Source organism: Pseudomonas sp. MWU15-20650, from assembly GCF_023242475.1.
Lineage (GTDB): Bacteria > Pseudomonadota > Gammaproteobacteria > Pseudomonadales > Pseudomonadaceae > Aquipseudomonas.
This window is the reverse complement of record NZ_JALJFG010000045.1, coordinates 1-16,228: the sequence shown is the minus strand read 5'-3', so window position 1 is coordinate 16,228 and position 16,228 is coordinate 1. Positions and strand designations below refer to the sequence as shown.

Sequence of the window (16,228 nt, the reverse complement as noted above, 5' to 3'; positions counted from 1 at the left end):
AACCAGGCGTCCCCCCCCGCTGCTACAGAGTTCTTTACAGGCCCGATTTCAGGCTGGCTTCCAGGTATTCGTCGATATCACCGTCGAGCACCTTGTCGCAGTCGCTGCGTTCGATATTAGTGCGCAGATCCTTGATCCGCGACGCATCGAGCACATAAGAACGGATCTGGTGACCCCAGCCGATATCCGACTTGGTGTCTTCCAGCGCCTGGGAAGCCGCGTTGCGCTTCTGCATTTCCTGCTCGTACAACTTGGCCCGCAGCATTTTCATGGCGGTGTCCTTGTTCGCGTGCTGGGAACGTTCGTTCTGGCAGCTGACCACGGTGTTGGTCGGTACGTGGGTAATCCGTACGGCCGAGTCGGTGGTGTTTACGTGCTGGCCACCGGCACCGGAGGAACGATAGGTGTCGATCCGCAGGTCGGCCGGGTTGATCTCGATTTCTACCTTGTCGTCGATCTCTGGCGAAACGAACACCGCAGAGAACGAGGTGTGGCGACGGTTGCCGGAGTCGAACGGGCTCTTGCGTACCAGGCGGTGCACGCCGATCTCGGTGCGCAGCCAGCCAAAGGCGTATTCACCCTTGATGTGCACGGTCGCACCCTTGATGCCGGCGACTTCACCGGCCGACAGTTCCATGATGGTCGCGTCGAAACCGCGTTTGTCAGCCCAGCGCAGGTACATGCGCAGCAGGATGTTGGCCCAGTCCTGGGCTTCGGTGCCGCCGGAGCCGGCCTGGATATCCAGGTAGGCGTTGTTCGGGTCCATTTCATGGCTGAACATACGGCGGAATTCAAGCTTGGCGAGGTTTTCCTCAAGACGGGCCAGCTCGGCGACAACATCGCCCACCGCGCCTTCGTCATTTTCTTCGACAGCCATGTCCAGCAGGTCACGGCAATCGGCCAGGCCGGTATTCAACTCATCGAGGGTATCGACGATCTGCGCCAGCGCAGAACGCTCGCGGCCCAGTTCCTGGGCGTATTCAGGTTTGTTCCAGACACTCGGATCTTCAAGCTCGCGATTGACTTCGGTCAGACGCTCATGCTTTTGATCGTAGTCAAAGATACCCCCGAATAGTTTCGGAGCGCTCGGACAGGTCCTTGATACTGTTAAGGATCGGGTTGATTTCCATGGCGGGCAGCACTCGTTGGCGAACTTTTGAAAGCCGGCGAGTATAACGGCAAACCACTGAAAACGGCAGTCCGCTTGGCCGAAAAGGCGGGGTTTGTACACAACCCAAAACCAATGGAAATCCAAATGTGGGAGGAGGCTTGCCCTATTGCCAGTCAGATAATAAGGAACACTATCACTGTGGCGAGCGGGCTTGTCCCGCGTTGGGGTGCGCAGCAGCCCCCTCCCACATTTGGCTTTGCGCGGGTCTCGAATTATTCGATACCAACCTGATTACGGCCATTATGCTTGGCCGTATACAAGCCTTTGTCCGCCGCCATGATCAACTGCCGGCAATCCGTGCCCTGCACCGGCGTCAAGGTCGACAAGCCAATGCTGATGGTCAGGCTCGCGCCTTCGGCCGGGGCAATGTGCGGGATTTTCAATGCGGCCACCGCCATGCGCAGTTTTTCCGCCACCAGGCGTGCACCGCCCGGCGAGGTGTTCGGCAGCACCAGGGCGAACTCTTCACCGCCGTAGCGTGCCGGCAGGTCCGAAGGACGGCTGCTGGCTTCGCGGATGGCGGCGGCGACCTTGCGCAGGGCTTCGTCGCCCTCGACGTGGCCGAAGCTGTCGTTGTAGGTCTTGAAGAAGTCCACGTCGATCATCAGCAACGATAGCTGGGTCTGGTCACGCATGGCACGGCGCCATTCCAGTTCCAGGTATTCGTCGAAGTGACGGCGGTTGGACAGCCCGGTCAGGCCGTCGGAGTTCATCAGGCGTTGCAGCACCAGGTTGGTGTCCAGCAGTTGCTGCTGGCTGACCCGCAGCGCGCGGTAGGCGGCATCCCGTTGCAACAGGGTCATGTAGGACCGTGAGTGATAGCGAATGCGCGCCACCAGTTCGATGTTGTCCGGCAGCTTGACCAGATAATCGTTGGCCCCGGCCGCAAACGCCGCACTCTTGATGAGCGGGTCTTCCTTGGTCGAAAGTACGATGATCGGGATATTCGCCGTGGCCGGGTGATTGCGGTATTCGCGCACCAGCGTCAGCCCGTCGAGCCCGGGCATGACCAGGTCTTGCAGGATTACCGTCGGCTTGATGCGTATCGCCTGGGCAATCGCCTGATGCGGATCGGCGCAGAAGTGGAAGTCGATGTTTTCTTCATGGGCCAGGCCTCGCCGCACGGCTTCGCCGATCATGGCCTGGTCGTCGACCAGCAGCACCATGGCGGCATTTTCATCGGTCTTGAAGTCGTCCAGCTGTAAATCATTCATGTGCAGTCACCTGAATTACTACCTGCAAGCCAGCACGGCGGGAGATTCTGATCATTTTGCAAAAACCTCCAGCAATCGGGGCGCAATTCTAGCCAGTGGGCGAATTTCAACAGCAGCGTCAATCGCCGCCGCCGCTTTGGGCATGCCATATACCGCTGAACTCTGCTGGTCCTGGGCGATGGTCAAATAGCCTTGTTCACGCATCAATTTCAGGCCCTGTGCCCCATCGCGTCCCATGCCAGTCAGCAACACGCCAACGGCATCACCGTTCCAATGGCTGGCGACACTCTCGAAAAACACGTCGATAGAAGGCCGATAAATCTCGTTCACCGGCTCTGCGGTATAGGCTAACGTGCCATTTTTCAACAAGCGAATATGGTGGTTGGTGCCGGCCAGCAGCACCACACCGCTTTGTGGCGGCTCGCCTTCACGGGCCAGGCGCACGGGCAAGCTGGAGGCGCTGCTCAACCATTCGGCCATGCCGGCGGCGAACACCTGGTCCACATGCTGTACCAGCACAATGGCGGCGGGAAAGTCCCGAGGCAAGCCCTTGAGCAAGACTTCGAGTGCCGCCGGCCCACCGGCCGACGAACCAATGGCCACCAGGCTTTGACGCTTGCCGGTGACGCGTTGGGGCGCAGTTTCGGCACGCACTCGACTGCCGCGCTGGCCGACCAGCCAGCCAATATTGAGGATCTTGCGCAGCAACGGTGCTGCCGCATCCTTCGGGTTACCCACGCCCAGCGCCGGCGTATCGACAACGTCCAGGGCGCCATGGCCCATGGCTTCGAACACGCGGCTGACGTTGGCCTGGCGGTCCACCGTGACGATCACAATCGGGCAAGGCGTGTCGGCCATGATCTGCCGGGTGGCTTCCACGCCGTCCATCACCGGCATGATCAAATCCATCAGGATCAGGTCAGGGGTCAGCTCAGCACAACGCTGCACCGCTTCCAGGCCATTGCTGGCCACCCACACCACCTGGTGCGCGGGCTCGAAACTCAAGGCTCTGCGCAGCGCCTCTACCGCCAGGGGCATATCGTTGACGATCGCAATCCTCATCCCCGGGCTCCTCCAATCAGTTCAACCACGGCGTCGAGCAAGGCGTCGTCATGGAAACTGGCTTTGGCTAAATAATAGTCGGCGCCGGCGTCGAGTCCACGGCGACGGTCTTCTTCACGGTCCTTGTAGGAAACCACCATCACCGGCAACGATTGCAGGCGATTGTCACGGCGCAAGAGTGTGACCAATTCAATACCGTCCATGCGAGGCATATCAATGTCAGTGATCAGCAGGTCGAAGTCTTCGGAGCGCAATGCGTTCCAGCCGTCCATGCCATCGACCGCGACGGCTACTTCGTAACCGCGATTGAGCAGCAACTTGCGTTGCAGCTCGCGCACGGTGAGCGAGTCATCCACCACCAGCACCCGCTTGCGCGGGGCCTCGGTGGCCTGCTGGCTGCGCCGGGCGATACGTTCCAGGCGCCCGGTGTTGAGCAATTTATCCACCGAACGCAGCATGTCTTCCACGTCGACGATCAACACCACCGAGCCATCGTCGAGCAAGGCGCCGGCGGAAATATCCTGGACCTTGCCCAGGCGATCATCCAGCGGCAACACCACCAGGGTGCGTTCGCCGACAAAACGTTCCACGGCAATGCCATAGATCGCGTCACGCTCGCGAATCACCACGACTTTGAGCGTGTCTTCATTGTTCTGCCCCGCTGGGCGCTGCAGCAACTGGCTGGCGGCGACCAGGCCGACATGCCGGCCTTCGTGCCAGAAATGCTGGCGGCCTTCGAGTTGCACGATGTCGTCGGGGGCCAGGTCACACATGCGTTCGATATGCGCCAGGGGAAAGGCATAGGCTTCCTCGCCAACTTCTACCACCAGGCTGCGCACCACCGACAAGGTCAGTGGCACCTCCAGATGGAAGCGGCTGCCCTGCCCCGCCGTCTGCTCCAGCACGACCGCGCCGCGCAGTTGGCGAACCATGTGCTGCACCGCATCCAGGCCGACGCCACGCCCGGAGACTTCGGTGACTTTGTCACGCAGGCTGAACCCCGGCAGGAACAGGAACGTCAGCAGTTCCTCTTCACTCAGGCGCAGGGCGGTTTCCAGCGGTGACAGCTGCCGATCGACGATGGTGCCGCGCAGGCGCTCAAGGTCGACACCATTGCCGTCATCGCTCAACTGCAGCACCAGCAACCCGGCCTGATGAGACGCCCGCAGACGGATCACGCCTTCCGCCGGCTTACCCGCCAGCAGGCGCTGCTCAGGCATTTCGATGCCATGGTCGACGGCATTGCGTAACAGGTGGGTGAGCGGCGCTTCGAGCTTTTCCAATACGTCGCGGTCGACCTGGGTTTTTTCGCCCTCGATCTCCAGGCGCACTTGCTTGCCGAGACTGCGCCCCAGGTCGCGCACCATGCGTACCTGCCCCGCCAGCACATCGGCGAACGGGCGCATGCGACAGGCCAGCGCAGTGTCGTAGAGCACTTGGGCGCGCTGCCCGGCCTGCCAGCAGAACTCGTCCAGCTCAGCATTTTTTTCCGCCAGCAGCGCCTGGGCTTCACTCAAGAGGCGGCGGGTATCGGCCAGGGCTTCCTGGGCTTCAAGGTTCAAATCGAGGGTCTTGAGGTGACCATCCAGGGTATCCAGGGCGCGCAAGCTGTGGCTTTGCACGCGCTTGAGGCGTTGCATGCTGGCCAGGTGGGGCTTGAGTCGCTGGGTTTCTACCAGGGATTTGCTGGACAGGTCCAGCAGGCTGTTCAAGCGCTCGGCGGTCACCCGCAATACACGTTCGCCACCTTCGGTCATGCGCTTGTTCTGGCGCGGCGGCTCGCTGGTGACGGGCGCTGCCGGTTCGGGTTCGGGGGGCAACGGTTCGACGCTGGGCGCAGGCGCAGGCTTTGGCGCCGCCCCGGCAATCGGCTGCGAGGGATCCAGCAGGCGCGCCATCAGTGCCACGTACGCCTCGACATGCGCAGGCCCCACGTCGTTGCCCGGGGTCGCGATACGCATCAGCAGGTCGGTGCCTTGCAGCAACGCGTCGATGTGTTCGGGTTGCAGGTACAGTCGGCCTTCCTGGGCGCTGACCAGGCAATCCTCCATGACATGGGACACGCTGACCCCGGCATCCACGCCGACAATCCGCGCCGCCCCCTTGAGCGAATGCGCGGCGCGCATGCAGGCTTCAAGCTGGTCGGCCAGGGTCGGGTTGCGTTCCAGGGCCAGCAGGCCCGCGCTCAATACCTGGGTTTGCGCATCGGCTTCCAGGCTGAACAGTTCCAGCAGCGAGGCATCGCGCATCTGGTCGGGGGTCATGTGAGGCTCCGGGTCACGGCGGACAACAATTGCGCCTCGTCCAGCCAGCGCAGGCTGCGGCCTTTCCACTGCAACACGCCCTGGGTGAAGCGCGCGCTGGCCTGGGTGCCGGAGGCCGACGCCGCCGTCAAGGTGCGCTCGTCGATGGCATGAATGCCATCGACTTCGTCCACCGGGACAACGACCGGGCCGTCCTGCGCAGCGATGATCAACATGCGCGGCATGATGCGTCCGCCCGTGGCGCCGGAGCTGGTGTTGTCCAGGCCCAGCAACTCGACCAACGACAGGCATGCCACCAAAGCCCCGCGCACGTTGGCCACGCCCAGGAGCGCCCGGGAACGCTGGTGCGGCAGCGAGTGAATCGGTTGCAACGGCGCCACCTCCACCAGGCAACGGGTGGCGATGCCCAGCCATTCTTCGCCGAGGCGGAACATCAGCAGTGATCGGGTGACCACATCGTTATCGACGTCGGCAGCCGCCTGCGGGCGATGGTCGCCCTGCTGCAGTGCATACCGGTCCAGCAAGCGCGTGGCCGCGGCGGAATACACCGAACAGTTGCGGCAGTGGATGTGGTCCGCCAGCAAGGGGCAGGACTTGTCGCCATGAATGCCGATGCGGTTCCAGCAATCGTCGATGGCTTGGGTGTCGGCCAGGGTCAAGTCCAGGCCGGCGGTGTCGAGCGCGTCAGGGCTACTCATCGTTTGAACTCACTGTCAGCTCGCTCGCTACGGGCGGCCCGCGCTTGTAAACGGCGCGCCCCCGCACTGTCACCCTGGGATTCAAGCAACGCGGCCAGGTGCATCAGGGCCTGCGGGTGCTGCGGTTCCAGGTACAAGGCTTTGCGGTAATAGCCCTGGGCCTCCAGGGCGCTGCCGGCCACATCGCTGAGTAACCCCAGCCAGTAAAACACCTGGGCGGCCGGCGGATGGCTACTCAAATAGTGCTCACACGCGGCACGGGCCTCCAGGCTTTTGCCTTCGTTGGCCAGCGTGGCGATCCGACCAAGCAGGTCTGCTGCATCCGAGTGTGGCGCCTTGACCGGCTGCACCGGGGCACTCACCGTGCTGAACGGCCGTGGCTTGAGCGGTATGGGGGCCGCGCTGCGCAGTGGTGTCGGCGCGGGCATTGGCACAAACGCAGGCTCCGGCAGGACCGGCTCCACATGCCGGCTAAAAGCAAAGGATTGCGGCACCCCGATCGAACGCATGCCATGGCGCCCCAGCAGGCTGCCCTCGGCCGGCCCGATAAACAGCACGCCGTCTACATGGGTCAATTCCTTGAGCACGTCAAAGACTTGCTTCTGGGTCGGCTGGTCGAAGTAGATCAGCAGGTTGCGACAGAAAACAAAATCGTAGGTCGGCTCGTTGGCCAGCAGGGCCGGGTCCAATAAGTTACCGACTTGCAGGCGTACTTGGTCGCGCACCCGATCGGCGATGCGGAAACCGCCCGCTTCTTCAGTGAAGTGGCGATCGCGAAATTCAAGATCGGCACCGCGAAAAGAATTCTTGCCGTACACCCCTCGCCGAGCACGCTCTACGGACAACGGGCTGACGTCCATGCCTTGCACCTTGAACTGGTGGGGGGCGAAGCCGGCATCCAGCAAGGCCATGGCGATCGAATACGGTTCTTCGCCGGTGGAGCATGGCAGGCTGAGAATACGCAGGGCGCGCATATGCTTGATTTCAGCCAGGCGCGTCTTGGACAGGCGGGCCAGGGTCGCGAAGGATTCGGGGTAGCGGAAAAACCAGGTCTCGGGGACGATCACCGCTTCGATCAGCGCCTGCTGCTCGTCATGGGAGTGTTGCAGGTGCTGCCAATAAGCCTCGGCCGATTGCATGTGCGCCTGTTGGCAGCGTTGGCGCACGGCACGCTCAATGATCGCCTCGCCCACCGAGGCGACGTCCAGACCGATACGTTCTTTCAGGAAGGCCGAGAAACGCGGGTCGTTGCTCATAGGCTCAGCTCTGCGCTGAACAGCAACGCACGAACGTCATCGGTCAGCAGGTCGGCGACGCCGACCCACTGCATCAAGCCCTGCGCATCCTCCCGCACGGGCCCCAGGTACGGCGCCTGCCGGTTGTCCAGGCCATAGGGCTGGAACTCAGCGGGGTCGCAACGCAGGGTGTCGGTGGCTTGCTCCAGGATCAGCCCCAGCCAACGCGCTTCGTGCCAGGGCTGCGGTTGGTAATTGACCAGCACCAACCGCGTGCTGGTACGGGCCTGGGCCGAGGTGCCGAACGTCAGGGCACTCAAGTCAATCACCGGCACCAATGCCCCGCGATGGGCAAAGATACCCGCCACCCACAGCGGTGCGTGGGCAATCGGTTTAAGCGGCAGGCGCGGCAGCACCTCGGCCACTTCCGTGGCCTTGAGGGCATAACGCTCGCCACCGATGTGGAACACCAGGAACAACGCTTTTTTCGCCGCCGGCACGGCGCCGCGTTTAGCCGCGAGGTCGCTCATCAGACTTTGAAACGCGATACGCCGCTGCGCAGACCGACCGCAACCTGGCTCAATTCATCAATGGCAAAGCTGGCCTGACGCAGGGATTCGACGGTCTGGCTGCTGGCATCGCCCAGTTGCACCAGCGCGTGGTTGATCTGCTCGGCGCCGGTGGCCTGGGCCTGCATGCCTTCGTTGACCATCAACACCCGCGGTGCCAGGGCCTGTACCTGGTGGATGATCTGCGACAGTTGTTCGCCTACTTGCTGCACTTCGAACATGCCGCGACGTACTTCCTCCGAGAACTTGTCCATGCCCATCACGCCCGCCGACACCGCCGACTGGATCTCGCGCACCATCTGCTCGATGTCGTAGGTAGCGACGGCCGTCTGGTCCGCCAGGCGGCGTACTTCGGTGGCGACCACGGCAAAACCGCGTCCGTATTCACCGGCTTTTTCGGCCTCGATGGCCGCGTTGAGGGACAGCAGGTTGGTCTGGTCAGCCACTTTGACGATGGTCACCACCACCTGGTTGATGTTGCCGGCCTTCTCATTGAGGATCGCCAGCTTGGCGTTGACCAGGTCGGCGGCGCCCATCACCGAGTGCATGGTCTCCTCCATGCGTGCCAGGCCCTGTTGCCCGGAACCGGCCGCCACCGATGCCTGGTCGGCGGCGGTGGACACTTCGGTCATGGTGCGGACCAAATCCTTGGATGTCGCAGCGATCTCGCGGGAAGTGGCGCCAATTTCAGTGGTGGTGGCAGCGGTTTCAGTGGCGGTAGCCTGTTGCTGCTTGGAGGTGGCGGCAATCTCGGTGACCGATGTGGTGACCTGCACAGACGAGCGCTGCGCCTGGGACACCAGGGCCGTCAGCTCGGTCATCATGTCATTGAAGCCGGTTTCCACGGCGCCGAATTCATCCTTGCGCTCCAGGTTCAGGCGTTTGCTCAAGTCGCCGGTGCGCATGGTTTCGAGGATGTCGACGATGCGCTTCATCGGCGCCATGATCGCGCGCATCAGCAGCAGACCGCAGAGGCCGGCCGCGAGAATCGCCAGGATCAGCGAGATGCCCATGCTGATTTTCGCCGCGGATACGGCCTCATCGATGGCAGCGGTGGCGTTATCGGCGACCTGTTTGTTCTCGTTGATGATGTCATTGAGTTTCATGCGGCCTGCGGTCCAGGCCGGTGTCAGTTTCTCGTCGAACAGTTTCAGGGCTTCGGCTGCGTTGTTGCTCTGATGGGCCTCCAGGACCTGGGCGAGAATCCGGTTGTAATTCTGGTGCAGCTTTTCGAATGCCTCGAACTCGGCACGGTCCATCCCCAGATTGATGGTGGCCGCATAGCTGGCCATATGCTGTTCAAGCCGCGCCTCGAAACCCTTGTAATCCTGCTTGTCGACTTCCGAGAGGCCCTGGTTTTTATGGATGCCGACCAACTCCTGAGTCTGCAGGTAACTGTCGACCCAAGCGCTACGAATCATCGAGCTGAAAAAGACCCCGGGCACAGCGTCGTCTCGAACTGAAGTTTCGCTGACCTCGATCTTCAGCAAGCGCGAATACGAGACCACAACCATCAGCAGCATGATCGCGATAATGACCGCAAAGCTCGCCAAAATCCGTTGGCGCAAGGTCCAGTTCTTCACAGTAATTCCTCGGAGGGCCATTCAAATGGAGGGAGTATAGCTGAGCGAATGCCCTCATTTATCAACGCTTTTGATGTGGCACACGCAGAATGCAAAAACACCTGCGGGAAGGATTGCCCCTCTCGCATTCGGATTGCCTACAGAGGACGTTTATTGGTTAAGCCCCACCTGCTTTTCCAGCTCCGCCTGTAAGCCAGGGGCTCATGAGCCCCATAGCCCCCCAGCGGAAAACCACGCGCCCAAAAGCCGCGATCTAGAGTGCGTCCAGAGAAAACGCCACAACACGGGTATCGGAAACGTCTTGTTTCACATGTGGCGCCATCATCCCGCCATCAATCATTTTTCCTTCTTCGTCGAACCGCTTAAGCTATCCGGCGTCTGTTTACTGTCCGTTGCGTTTGGCCGAAGGCATGTCCGAACCGTTATTTCTGATCCGCTACGTGCCAGGGCCGGCGCGGGATTTGCTCACCACAGGTTGTCTCTATGCACCGCAGGAATTTGCTCAAAGCGTCCATGGCCATTGCGGCTTATACCGGTTTGTCGGCCAGTGGCCTGCTGGCAGCGCAGGCATGGGCCGGGAACCGTGCCGCAGATGGCAAGGCCGTGGCCTTTGATTTCGAGTCGCTCAAGGCACAAGCCAAGCAATTGGCTACCCGTGGTTATCAAGACACCAAGCAGGTGTTGCCGCCCACCCTGGCCACCATGACCCCGCAGAATTTCAACGCCATCGGCTATGACGGCAATCATTCGCTGTGGAAGGATTTGAACGGCCAACTGGATGTGCAGTTCTTCCACGTTGGCATGGGTTTCAAGACGCCGGTGCGCATGCACAGTGTCGACCCGAAGACCCGTGAGGCCCGCGAAGTGCATTTCCGTCCTTCGCTGTTCAACTATGCAAACACCACCGTGGACACTAAACAGCTGACGGGCGACTTAGGCTTCTCCGGCTTCAAGTTGTTCAAGGCGCCGGAACTGGATCGCCATGATGTGCTGTCATTTCTCGGCGCCAGCTACTTCCGCGCGGTGGACTCCACTGGCCAATACGGGCTGTCCGCGCGGGGCCTGGCCATCGACACGTATGCGAAAAAACGCGAAGAATTCCCCGATTTCACGCAGTTCTGGTTTGAAACCCCAGGCAAAGACGCGACGCGCTTCGTGGTCTACGCCCTGCTCGACTCGCCGAGCGCCACGGGCGCCTACCGTTTCGACATCGACTGCCAGGCCAACCAGGTGGTGATGGCTATCGACGCCCATATCAATGCGCGCACCGCCATCGAACAGCTGGGCATCGCCCCGATGACCAGTATGTTCAGCTGCGGTACCGTTGAGCGCCGCATGTGCGACACCATCCACCCGCAAATCCACGACTCGGACCGCCTGGCGATGTGGCGTGGCAACGGCGAGTGGATCTGCCGCCCGCTGAACAATCCGGCCAAACTGCAATTCAACGCATTCGCCGACACCGACCCGAAAGGCTTCGGCCTGGTGCAGACCGACCATGAGTTCGCCAACTACCAGGACACCGTCGACTGGTACAGCAAACGCCCAAGCCTATGGGTAGAGCCCACCACCGCGTGGGGCGAAGGCTCGATCGACCTGCTTGAAATCCCTACCACCGGCGAGACGTTGGACAATATCGTGGCCTTCTGGACCCCGAAAAAACCCGTCGCTGCCGGCGACTCGCTCAACTACGGCTACAAGCTGTACTGGAGCGCGCTGCCACCGGTGAGCACGCCGTTGGCGCAGGTGGACGCGACCCGTTCAGGCATGGGCGGGTTCACCGAAGGTTGGGCACCCGGCGAGCATTACCCAACCGTGTGGGCACGGCGTTTTGCCGTCGATTTCAAAGGCGGTGGCCTGGATCGGCTACCACAGGGCACGGGCATTGAGCCGGTGGTGACCTGCTCCCATGGTGAGGTGAAAGACTTCAGCGTGCTGGTGCTCGACAACATCAAGGGCTATCGCATTCTGTTCGACTGGTACCCGACCAGCGACAGCGTAGAGCCGGTGGAACTGCGCCTGTTTATCCGCACCCAAGACCGCACCTTGAGTGAAACCTGGCTATATCAGTACTTCCCGCCTGCGCCCGAGCAGCGTAAGTACACCTGACGAGCCGCGTTCCCACGCATGCGTGGGAATGCTTGCGCCTGGCTAGCAGCTTAGAACCGCGACACCGTCTTCATCGCGCCGATCAGATAGCGCATTGCCATCTGATCGCTCTCGGTCAAGGCCCGGTATTGCACCAGCAGCTCCACCTCATCTGAACTCAACCTTCGATCCCGCAACGACAACCGGCGGCTCAGAAAAGACACCACCGCACCCGCTACGCCATAGGATTTGGCCATGGACGGTTACTCCTGATATCAGTCAAATACTCCTGGTGCCCATCTCCAAACACCCGTGAAGCGCAACGCCTCCGTGGGCCAACAGCCTGATTCCGTGGGCCAGAAATCGGGTCTACCCTAAGCGTAGAAAGTATCTCGGCACACGTGGGATTTTTTTAGAGTATTAACTTAAAAAAACGCACCGGTAACAAAGCCCTACGGCAATGGCTCACGCAGTGGTCGATACAGGTGAATGTCATGAGGCTCCTGTGCATACAGCTCGGGATGAGGTGGCTGCAGTAATCGGCAACCGTGGCGTAAGTAAAAATCCACGGCGTTGCGCGACTCCGTCGCCGAGATATACAACGCGTCCGCCCCCACTTGCCGGCCATGCTCACACGCCAGGGCGAACAACCGATTGCCCAAGCCCACACCACGGGCGGCGTGACTGACAGGGAGGCACTTCAACTGCCGCATAGAGGGTCTCCTGATTTCGGACGACCAAGGATCAGACTTGTGTAAACCGCGAGCAAGAAAAAACCCACCGGGTCAGGGTGGGTTTATGTGGCACTGGCGAAGGATCAATCCCTGAGATCTGACTCATGAATCGGCTGATCCCGGTGCGTTGCTCGCTGGTACTGCGCCGGCCAGATCGCCTTGCGCCCGCCCAGGTCGTCGTCGGCATGCAGCGGCCAATAAGGGTCGCGCAGCAGTTCACGGGCCAGGAAGATAATGTCGGCCTGGCAGGTACGCAGGATGTGTTCGGCCTGGGCGGGCTCGGTAATCATGCCAACCGTGCCGGTGGCGATACCCGACTCCTTGCGCACACGCTCCGCGAAGCGTGTCTGGTACCCAGGGCCTGTGGGAATCTCGGCATTGGCGGCGGTGCCACCGGAGGACACGTCGATCAGGTCAACCCCCAAATCCTTCAAACGACGCGCCAGTTCCACGGTTTCATCGGGGTTCCAGCCGTCTTCCACCCAATCGGTGGCCGACACCCGCACAAACAGTGGCAGCTCCTGGGGCCAGGTTTCGCGCACGGCCTTGGTCACCTCGAGCACCAGACGAATACGGTTTTCAAAGGAGCCACCGTAGTGGTCCTGGCGCTGATTACTGATGGGCGAGAGGAATTGATGCAGCAGGTAACCGTGAGCGGCATGGATTTCTACCACTTCGAAACCGGCGGTCAATGCACGTCTGGCGGCGGCGACAAAGTCGGCAATCACTTGTTGGATCTGCCCTTCATCCAGTTGCTTGGGCTGCGTGTGGTTCGGATCAAATGCAATCGGCGATGGCCCCACCGGCACCCAGCCACCGTCTTCCGGCTTGACGCTGCCGTGCTTGCCGAGCCATGGCCGATGGGTGCTGGCCTTGCGCCCGGCATGCGCGAGCTGAATACCCGCCACTGCGCCCTGGGCGGCAATAAACCGGGTAATGCGCTGTAACGGTTCGATTTGCGCGTCGCTCCACAGGCCCAGGTCCTGGGCGGTGATGCGGCCGTCGGCAGTCACGGCGGTGGCTTCGGTGAAAATCAGCCCGGCGCCACCAACAGCACGGCTGCCAAGGTGCACCAAGTGCCAGTCATTGGCCAGGCCATCGTCGGATGAGTACTGGCACATCGGCGAGACGGCAATGCGATTAAGCAGGGTCAATTGACGGAGGGTGTAGGGTTCGAGCAGCTGACTCATGGCGCACCTCTTCTGGGCTCTGTGGGCACTATTCAAACAGTGCTTAGAGCCTAGTCGACAACGGTGGATTGCACAGGGTTCAGAAGGAAAGCGGGAGCCGGTTGCCGGCTCCCGTGGTTCAGCCGTTTACATTTCGACCTGGGTGCCCAGTTCGATCACCCGGTTTACCGGGAGCTTGAAGAAGCGCAGGTTGCCGTTGGCGTTCTTCAACATGAAGGCAAACAAGCTTTCACGCCAACGGGCCATGCCCCTGATACGCGCGGCAATCACCGTTTCACGGCTAAGGAAATAGGTGGTACGCATCGGGCTGAAATCCAGGTCGTCCAGATGGCACAGCTTCAGTGCTTCGGGGACGTCGGGCTCATCGATAAACCCGAAGTGCAGGATCACCCGGAAGAAACCTTCGCCGAAGGCTTCCACTTCGAAGCGTCGTGCGGCAGGGACACGCGGAATATCTTCATAGACCACCGTCAGCATCACCACCTGCTCATGCAACACCTGGTTATGCAGCAGGTTGTGCAACAGCGCGTGGGGTACAGCGTCGGGCCGCGCAGTGAGGAACACCGCCGTGCCCTGCACACGATGAGGCGGCTGCACGCGGATACTGCTGATAAAAATCGGCAACGGCAGCCCACCCTCGTCGAGGCGGTCCATCAGCAGTTCCTTGCCGCGCTTCCAGGTGGTCATCAGGATAAACAACACGATCCCCGCCAGCACTGGGAACGCACCGCCCTGCACGATCTTCGGCACGTTGGCGGCAAAGAACAGGCCGTCCACCAACAGGAAGCCGATCAGCACCGGAATCGCCAGCACCGGTGGCCATTTCCACAGCAGCAGCATCACGGCCGACACCAGGATACTGGTGATCAGCATGGTACCCGTCACCGCCACACCGTAGGCGGAAGCCAAGGCATTCGACGACTCGAACCCCAGCACCAGCAGGATCACACCGACCATCAGCGACCAGTTCACCGCACCGATGTAGATCTGGCCCTGCTCGGCGCTGGAGGTGTGCTGGATATGCATGCGCGGGATGTAACCGAGCTGGATCGCCTGGCGGGTCAGGGAGAACGCGCCGGAAATCACCGCCTGGGACGCAATCACCGTGGCCAACGTCGACAACACCACCAACGGAATCAACGCCCAACTCGGCGCCAGCAGGTAGAACGGGTTGCGCGCGGCGTCAGGGTTTTCGAGCAACAGCGCGCCCTGGCCGAAGTAGTTGAGCACCAGCGCCGGCAGCACCAGGGCGAACCAGGCGCGGGCGATGGGCTTGCGGCCGAAGTGGCCCATGTCGGCGTACAGCGCTTCGGCACCGGTCAACGCCAGTACCACAGCGCCCAGAATTGCCACGCCCATGCCTGGGTGCGCCGTAAAGAAACGCACGCCCCACACCGGGTTCAGTGCGCTGAGCACTTCCGGATGTTGCGCGATGCCATGAATACCAAGCCCGGCGAGCACCAGGAACCACACCACCATCACCGGACCGAACAGCTTGCCGATACGGTCAGTGCCGTGTTTCTGGATCAGGAACAGTCCCACCAGCACCACCAGCGACAGCGGCACCACCCAACGTTCAAGGCCATCAAACGCCAGTTCCAGGCCCTCGACGGCCGACAATACCGAGATTGCCGGGGTGATCATGCTGTCGCCATAGAACAGCGCCGCACCGATCAGGCCGAGAATCACCAGCACCGCGCGTAGCTTCGGATACGGTGAGGCCGCCCGCCGCGCGAGCGCCGTCAGGGCCATGATGCCGCCCTCGCCCTGGTTGTCTGCGCGCAGGATAAACAGCACGTACTTGATCGAAACGACCCAGACCAGCGACCAGAAAATCAGCGCCAGAATGCCAAAAACCCCATCATGATTGACCGGGACCCCATAACCGCCAGTAAACACCTCTTTAAGGGTATAGAGCGGGCTGGTACCGATATCGCCGTAAACCACCCCGACCGCCGCCACCAGCATGCCTATCGGCTTTGCGTTGGAATGCTCGGCACCTGCTGCCTGACTATTTGCCTGACCCATCAACCACTCCTGCCCTTTGACCTGAGGTCTTTTATAAACAACGCGCCTAAGCTAACCCTAGCATGCGCTGTTTTACTTCTCGTAACAGACGTTTTATTGACCCAAGGGCTTTACCCATGCGCAACGGCGCGAAGCATAGCGCAGCACTCGTCGCATTTCCCTGCATAAAGCGGGTCAACTGCGTTGCCCGTCGCTTGATTTGCGCACTAATTGATCAGAGGCGCACCAAGCGCCCGTCTGCGGCTCGGCCCTTCACGGTGGGCGCGTCATTCAATACCGAGGTTAGGCATGTCCACCCCCCTCGCAAAAGCTAACCCCAAGGTCGGCTTTGTATCCCTGGGTTGCCCGAACGATAACCTTCCTGACCCTTTTTAATGTCTGTTTTTCAGAAT

The 16,228-nt window shown here is 61.2% G+C and carries 12 protein-coding genes and 1 pseudogene; 1 reads left to right on the top strand and 12 read right to left on the bottom strand.

The genetic code is table 11. From position 1 onward, the window contains the following. Positions 1 to 34: 34 nt before the first annotated feature. The 8 genes from prfB to M5B43_RS24705 form a co-directional block, all read right to left on the bottom strand. Positions 35 to 1,130, bottom strand: a protein-coding gene (gene prfB, locus M5B43_RS24740) for a peptide chain release factor 2 (protein ID WP_248752529.1) whose coding sequence is annotated in 2 segments (ribosomal slippage) — positions 35 to 1,057 and positions 1,059 to 1,130 — 1,095 coding nt in all. Because the reading frame shifts where the segments join, the coding sequence is not laid out codon by codon here. Positions 1,131 to 1,383: 253 nt separating this feature from the next. Next, on the bottom strand, positions 1,384 to 2,385 hold the full coding sequence (locus M5B43_RS24735) for a PleD family two-component system response regulator (protein WP_248752528.1): 1,002 nt from the start codon (positions 2,383 to 2,385) through the stop codon (positions 1,384 to 1,386). Positions 2,386 to 2,436: 51 nt separating this feature from the next. Beyond that, entirely contained in the window at positions 2,437 to 3,447 is a 1,011-nt protein-coding gene (locus tag M5B43_RS24730) for a chemotaxis response regulator protein-glutamate methylesterase (protein ID WP_248752527.1), read from the bottom strand. Beyond that, complete coding sequence (locus M5B43_RS24725; RefSeq protein WP_248752526.1) at positions 3,444 to 5,711, bottom strand: hybrid sensor histidine kinase/response regulator; 2,268 nt, start codon at positions 5,709 to 5,711, stop codon at positions 3,444 to 3,446. Before M5B43_RS24725 ends, M5B43_RS24730 begins: the two co-directional genes overlap by 4 nt. Next, positions 5,708 to 6,409: a chemotaxis protein CheW gene (locus M5B43_RS24720; RefSeq protein WP_248752525.1), complete on the bottom strand. Its 702-nt coding sequence runs from the start codon at positions 6,407 to 6,409 to the stop codon at positions 5,708 to 5,710. The genes M5B43_RS24725 and M5B43_RS24720 overlap by 4 nt, the downstream gene beginning before the upstream one ends. Further along, entirely contained in the window at positions 6,406 to 7,665 is a 1,260-nt protein-coding gene (locus M5B43_RS24715; RefSeq protein ID WP_248752524.1) for a CheR family methyltransferase, read from the bottom strand. Before M5B43_RS24715 ends, M5B43_RS24720 begins: the two co-directional genes overlap by 4 nt. Further along, complete coding sequence (locus tag M5B43_RS24710; protein ID WP_248752523.1) at positions 7,662 to 8,174, bottom strand: chemotaxis protein CheW; 513 nt, start codon at positions 8,172 to 8,174, stop codon at positions 7,662 to 7,664. The genes M5B43_RS24715 and M5B43_RS24710 overlap by 4 nt, the downstream gene beginning before the upstream one ends. Then, positions 8,174 to 9,796 carry a methyl-accepting chemotaxis protein gene (locus M5B43_RS24705; RefSeq protein ID WP_248752522.1) on the bottom strand — a complete coding sequence of 541 codons (1,623 nt, stop codon included), beginning with the start codon at positions 9,794 to 9,796 and terminating at the stop codon, positions 8,174 to 8,176. Before M5B43_RS24705 ends, M5B43_RS24710 begins: the two co-directional genes overlap by 1 nt. A gap of 483 nt (positions 9,797 to 10,279) precedes the next feature. On the opposite strand from M5B43_RS24705, the gene M5B43_RS24700 reads away from it, so the two are divergent. After that, positions 10,280 to 11,905, top strand: a complete 1,626-nt coding sequence (locus M5B43_RS24700; RefSeq protein ID WP_248752521.1) for a glucan biosynthesis protein D — start codon at positions 10,280 to 10,282, stop codon at positions 11,903 to 11,905. A 50-nt stretch (positions 11,906 to 11,955) separates the two neighbouring features. Here the strand turns inward: M5B43_RS24700 and M5B43_RS24695 are convergent, their stop codons facing one another. The 4 genes and pseudogenes from M5B43_RS24695 to M5B43_RS24680 form a co-directional block, all read right to left on the bottom strand. Beyond that, positions 11,956 to 12,141: a hypothetical protein gene (locus M5B43_RS24695; RefSeq protein WP_248752520.1), complete on the bottom strand. Its 186-nt coding sequence runs from the start codon at positions 12,139 to 12,141 to the stop codon at positions 11,956 to 11,958. Positions 12,142 to 12,336: 195 nt separating this feature from the next. Further along, positions 12,337 to 12,597 (bottom strand): annotated as a pseudogene (locus M5B43_RS24690) (GNAT family N-acetyltransferase); the annotation flags it as partial. 104 nt (positions 12,598 to 12,701) lie between these two features. Next, entirely contained in the window at positions 12,702 to 13,808 is a 1,107-nt protein-coding gene (locus M5B43_RS24685) for an NADH:flavin oxidoreductase/NADH oxidase (protein WP_248752519.1), read from the bottom strand. Positions 13,809 to 13,934: 126 nt separating this feature from the next. Continuing rightward, positions 13,935 to 15,836, bottom strand: coding sequence for a potassium transporter Kup (locus M5B43_RS24680; protein WP_248752518.1), 1,902 nt, complete (start codon positions 15,834 to 15,836; stop codon positions 13,935 to 13,937). Between the last annotated feature and the right edge of the window lie 392 nt (positions 15,837 to 16,228).

Coding starts and splice junctions, on each gene's coding strand:
- M5B43_RS24700 (WP_248752521.1), top strand. CDS start 10,280: ATGCACCGCAGGAATTTGCTCAAAGCGTCCATGGCCATTGCGGCTTAT.
- M5B43_RS24720 (WP_248752525.1), bottom strand. CDS start 6,409: ATGAGTAGCCCTGACGCGCTCGACACCGCCGGCCTGGACTTGACCCTG.
- M5B43_RS24680 (WP_248752518.1), bottom strand. CDS start 15,836: ATGGGTCAGGCAAATAGTCAGGCAGCAGGTGCCGAGCATTCCAACGCA.
- M5B43_RS24695 (WP_248752520.1), bottom strand. CDS start 12,141: ATGGCCAAATCCTATGGCGTAGCGGGTGCGGTGGTGTCTTTTCTGAGC.
- M5B43_RS24710 (WP_248752523.1), bottom strand. CDS start 8,174: ATGAGCGACCTCGCGGCTAAACGCGGCGCCGTGCCGGCGGCGAAAAAA.
- M5B43_RS24735 (WP_248752528.1), bottom strand. CDS start 2,385: ATGAATGATTTACAGCTGGACGACTTCAAGACCGATGAAAATGCCGCC.
- M5B43_RS24725 (WP_248752526.1), bottom strand. CDS start 5,711: ATGACCCCCGACCAGATGCGCGATGCCTCGCTGCTGGAACTGTTCAGC.
- M5B43_RS24685 (WP_248752519.1), bottom strand. CDS start 13,808: ATGAGTCAGCTGCTCGAACCCTACACCCTCCGTCAATTGACCCTGCTT.
- M5B43_RS24730 (WP_248752527.1), bottom strand. CDS start 3,447: ATGAGGATTGCGATCGTCAACGATATGCCCCTGGCGGTAGAGGCGCTG.
- M5B43_RS24715 (WP_248752524.1), bottom strand. CDS start 7,665: ATGAGCAACGACCCGCGTTTCTCGGCCTTCCTGAAAGAACGTATCGGT.